Source organism: Pyrobaculum sp., from assembly GCF_049971835.1.
In the GTDB taxonomy this organism is placed as follows: domain Archaea; phylum Thermoproteota; class Thermoprotei; order Thermoproteales; family Thermoproteaceae; genus Pyrobaculum.
This window is the reverse complement of sequence record NZ_JBMFKV010000164.1, coordinates 1-4,251: the sequence shown is the minus strand read 5'-3', so window position 1 is coordinate 4,251 and position 4,251 is coordinate 1. Positions and strand designations below refer to the sequence as shown.

Sequence of the window (4,251 nt, the reverse complement as noted above, 5' to 3'; positions counted from 1 at the left end):
ATGACCACCTCAGAGGCGTGGTGCGGGTGGCGATGCAGTCTGTAGGAGTTGTGGAAGTGGTAAACGCGTTGCGTAAATACGTGGCTAGGGAGCTTCTGGAGGCGGGATACGTGGCGGAGGCGGTGGAGCTACTGGCGGGATCCGGCATTGAGCTTTATCATGTCGACTGGGGGCTGGCGGGCGAGGCGCTGAGGCTCGCCCTGGAGAGGGGGCTTTCGGTATACGACGGGGTGTACGTGGCGCTGGCGAGGAGGCTGGGCGCCGAGCTCTACACTGCGGATCAAGAGGTGGTGAAGAGGGCCGGTGTGGATTTTGTGAAGCACGTGAGGGAGTACGGCTCGTAGATCTGCGGAATTTTTTTAAATGTGGGCTCAGTAGAGCTCTATGTCTGAATTCCGCGTACCTGGAGAGGGGGAGGTCTTGGGCAAGGTGGTCGAGATGCTGGGCGACGGGAGGTTTAAAGTTATCTGTGCCGACGGCCAGATCCGTGTGGCGAGGCTTCCCGGGAGGCTTAGGCGTAAGCTGTGGCTCAAAGCCGGCGACTACGTCATTGTCGCCTTGTGGGATTTCGACAAGGAGAAGGGGGATATTGTGCATAAGTACGAGAAGAGAGACGTAGAGGAGCTGAGGAGGAGGGGCTTCGCAGATGCTATTGATAGTCTCGACAGCTACGCGTGACGAGGAGCTCGGAGTGCCGAGCGGTGACGAGCAGCGGCGTGCTGAAAGTTTAAAAAACTCCAACGAGGCATATACTGTGAAGTTCCCCCCGGTGGGGGTCGACCAGGTCCTAGGCCTCCTCAAGGTGGTCCACAACCTCGGCGGGAGGGCAGACGCCATGTATATCAACGACGCGGTAGACGCCGACATGGGCGAGCTGTCCCACGTCATAGACGCCGCCGAGATGCTGGGCCTCTTGAAAGCCCACGGGGGGGACTTGGAGCTCACGCCGGAGGGGCGCCTAGCCGTGGAGAAGCCCGTGAGGGAGTTCCAGAAACACCTCAAGAAAAAGCTGGCGCACCTCGAGCCATTTGCAAGCCTCCTAGACATGGTTAAGAAAGGCGGAAGGGCGGAGGTGGAGGAGGTTATAAACTTCATCAAGGGACAAGGCTACGACGACGTGGGAGCCAGGAGGATAATAAACTGGGGCGTCTTCGCCCAGCTCATAGAGATAGACGACGGCGAGTGGGTAATCCCGGCGTAGCGTCGCCAGATCCTAACCTCCACCTCGGACACTCAACAGATCCACCCCACCTCTTCGCAACACAGTGAATATGCCAGAGGATGAGGTAACCAAGTAGATACATCGGGATGTCAAACGGCGACGGCAACGCCGTAGGGAGAATATCATAGGCATAAGGAACCACGAGGCGATATATCCGCCCCAAGACGTTTATTACAACACCGCCTGCGAAAGCGCCAGCCCAGAAAAACACTAGAGAGGCCAGTCTTCCGAGGCCCTTGCCGTAGAGAAGCGGGCCAAGTAACATAATGACCATCACGACGTATACTGCTGACTTTGCAAATCCGTAGAAAACGCCTAGATGCGCCACTAAATACATCACGAAGTACAGAACCATCCAGAGGGGCCTCCCCACCAATGAGTCAAAATAAGTCGCGTAGAACGAGAAAAACCCCACAGAGTACAAAGCAAGTCGCCACGACCCACCGACAAAGTGGTAGACGAGATAATTAAATAAAGAATAAATCAGAGAAAAAATGGCAAAATTTCTTAACTTATCTATAATTATTAACATTACACTGTAAACTAGCAGGTACATTACTCAAATCTTCTTGTTTGCCACAGGTAAATGTTCTATAGACATCTACATACTGGGTGGCGTACATGTTTATGAAGCTAACCGGCTTGTAGTACTGAGCAACTGGTATAGATGAGGAATCGCTGTATATTAGCCTACCACACATATAGACCTCCTTAGTGCTAATGGAGTAGTCTCCCCCACTACCCGGGAATGACAATTCAAAGGGCATGGTTAACACTATGGGTTTCCCCGTGTCGTACACATTTACATTAACTGAAACAACGAGATAATTATAATCATTACTGACCTGGGCATATGTGTTTCCAGTTATAGCGTTCACAGTCGGATCAGCCAGTAGTAACCAGCTGAGATAGTTACCAATCTTTTCCAAAATCTTCCCCATCGTAGCGAAAAGCTGAGCCACCCAGCCTAGGATTTGCGAAACAATATCATATGTACTACCGCCTTGTACGTATAGCGATGGGCTGCCACCTCGTAGTTGAGTCCCGCCGCCGTTTAAAGCTAGCTTTATCTTAAAAGCCTCTCCGGGACATAGAGCGCCATTTTGATATGGCGATAGATACGCCGCAAGCCTCATACTGTCAGTGTTTGGGTTTTGACCTCTGTCATAGATTTTGATCTCGACTCTTTGGGCGTAAAAGGGTGTTGTGTACACCGCGTATAGCCATGGCAACACGCCGTCTCTCCATAGATACGAAGTGTATCTATTAGGCTCTGGCCTGTAGAGGCCGTATATCGCTAGCTTTGCGTTAGATACCGTGACAGTATAACCGTCGATAGGTCCTACCAATATCGGGTCGGTGGATCCGCCCGTCTTAGCGTTTTCATATGGAGGTATCCACGTGTTTATTGTATATCTCCAACAGCCACTTGAGGCCGACTGCCCATATACCCTCGTCACATAGGTAGTACCCCAATATATATCTATATAGTTTCTACTAGTACCACATAGAGTTAATGAGCCTATTAGATATGTGGTTGAATACGCCACGCCAGGTGGAACCGTATAGCCTGGAAACACCAAGTAATACCCATCAGATCTCTGGACCCTCGGCGGCACGTTTAGAGTGCCAGTCGCTATGTCAGATGAAACTACGTGAAACCTCTGCCAGTAGCCTGATGCGCTCCCGTAGATTACCACAAAGGCGTCGAAAGTACACTCATAGTTTGGTGGTGTGCCGGCAATCACTAAGCTAATCTCTACCGTCTTGGCATCTCCTCTTTTAAAAACATGGTAAATTGTGGCATATGGCGCCGATGGGGAGAGGTATACAGAGTAGCCCATCGTGTAGGAAGACCCGTCTTGATATGTTTCTCTTATCCACACGTTATGCGTAGCTCCAAACAAAGTTGTAGATGGAATAGTGGAGGCCGCCGTTATCACCACCTCAGCCGCGTAGGTATTTGGAGGAAGCTGAATCGTCCCTCCGACAGACGATGACGCAAAGCACGGATATTTGTAGTACTTGTCGGTTTGTTTTAGTTTGAAAGCGCCCATATAATCGTAGGTTGCCGTAGTCGCGTAGTAGCTATTGTATAGAGGCTCTATCTCTCCGACTGTCGGCGACTGCGGCTGATTGGTTATCCGCCTGCCTGCAGGTTTATGTACTTGTCTTTGTAATATCTTAGCATTTAGCCTAGCGCTAGTTAAGTTATCGGGCGAAGCCGCCGGAATTGTCGTTGCTATGAAGATGTGGTAGGTGGCACGGTCATCGCTTTGCACCAAGGCGTATATCCCCTCCAAATCTGGCATTATTCCTGGCGGTCGTGTGGCGTTTCTACGGGGTAGGTACATGCACAGCTTGGTGCCCGGCTCAAGAGCTGGTGGGAGTACCACAGCGCGGCCAACTGAGGGATTTGTCTTATTCAGCTCGTTTATGTATATAATGGAGACTGCCTTTGCCTCCACGTATAGAGGCGTTGACAGCCATTCTGTGCCGTTCCACCACATGGCACCTAACATATGCGAGGGGTGCCCAGCGAGCCCAAGCGCCGCTACTGAAAGACACACTTCAGATAACTGCTGGGCTTGAAGTAACGTAGCCAACAGTAGCGCCACAACTGGAATGAGTCTTTTCAGCACAAATGAATGTAATGAGATATTTTTAAATTTCCTATTTTAAATTTTCTATATGATACAGCCCATTTCCTATCCTTGGTACCGTATTACAAATTTATATATATGAGTAGACTTGGTCTAGGTATTTCTGGAATTCCTGGCTCTTCCTGTTGCGGGGGTATGGGAGGTCGATGCGCAGGTCGGCAACCACCTTGGCGGGTCTGGCGCTCAGCACAACAATTCTATTAGCCATGTAGACAGCCTCGTCCACCGCGTGGGTCACCATCACTACCGTGTGGACCGTGGAGAGGTTCTCGTGCCAGATCTTTACCAGCTCAGATCTGAGGCTCTCCGCCGTCAGCGGGTCCAGGGCGGAGAAGGGCTCGTCAAGCAGGAGGACCTCGGGCTCCA

Annotated in this window: 5 protein-coding genes and 1 pseudogene; 3 read left to right on the top strand and 3 right to left on the bottom strand. The window is 51.1% G+C overall.

Features of this window, described 5'->3' with window-relative positions:
- The 3 genes from ACP5J3_RS11450 to ACP5J3_RS11440 all read left to right on the top strand — a co-directional run.
- Positions 1-344 (top strand): type II toxin-antitoxin system VapC family toxin (locus tag ACP5J3_RS11450; protein ID WP_428495808.1); only part of this gene is annotated, 344 nt, incomplete at its 5' end.
- Positions 345-384: 40 nt separating this feature from the next.
- Positions 385-678 (top strand): translation initiation factor aIF-1A, encoded by a 294-nt coding sequence (locus tag ACP5J3_RS11445; RefSeq protein ID WP_263246635.1) that lies wholly within the window; start codon positions 385-387, stop codon positions 676-678.
- Positions 679-754: 76 nt separating this feature from the next.
- On the top strand, positions 755-1,201 hold the full coding sequence (locus ACP5J3_RS11440; RefSeq protein WP_014289687.1) for an AAA-associated domain-containing protein: 447 nt from the start codon (positions 755-757) through the stop codon (positions 1,199-1,201).
- Here ACP5J3_RS11440 and ACP5J3_RS11435 read toward each other — a convergent pair.
- The 3 genes and pseudogenes from ACP5J3_RS11435 to ACP5J3_RS11425 all read right to left on the bottom strand — a co-directional run.
- Positions 1,161-1,637, bottom strand: coding sequence for a hypothetical protein (locus ACP5J3_RS11435; RefSeq protein WP_428495807.1), 477 nt, complete (start codon positions 1,635-1,637; stop codon positions 1,161-1,163). The two genes, ACP5J3_RS11440 and ACP5J3_RS11435, sit on opposite strands and share 41 nt — an antisense overlap.
- A 97-nt stretch (positions 1,638-1,734) precedes the next feature.
- Positions 1,735-3,864, bottom strand: a complete 2,130-nt coding sequence (locus ACP5J3_RS11430) for a hypothetical protein (RefSeq protein WP_428495806.1) — start codon at positions 3,862-3,864, stop codon at positions 1,735-1,737.
- Between the two features lie 91 nt (positions 3,865-3,955).
- Positions 3,956-4,251: pseudogene (locus ACP5J3_RS11425) on the bottom strand (ABC transporter ATP-binding protein); the annotation flags it as partial.

What these genes read in the sequence shown, in the direction of transcription:
- ACP5J3_RS11445 (WP_263246635.1), top strand. Translation starts at nt 385, where the DNA reads ATGTCTGAATTCCGCGTACCTGGAGAGGGGGAGGTCTTGGGCAAGGTG.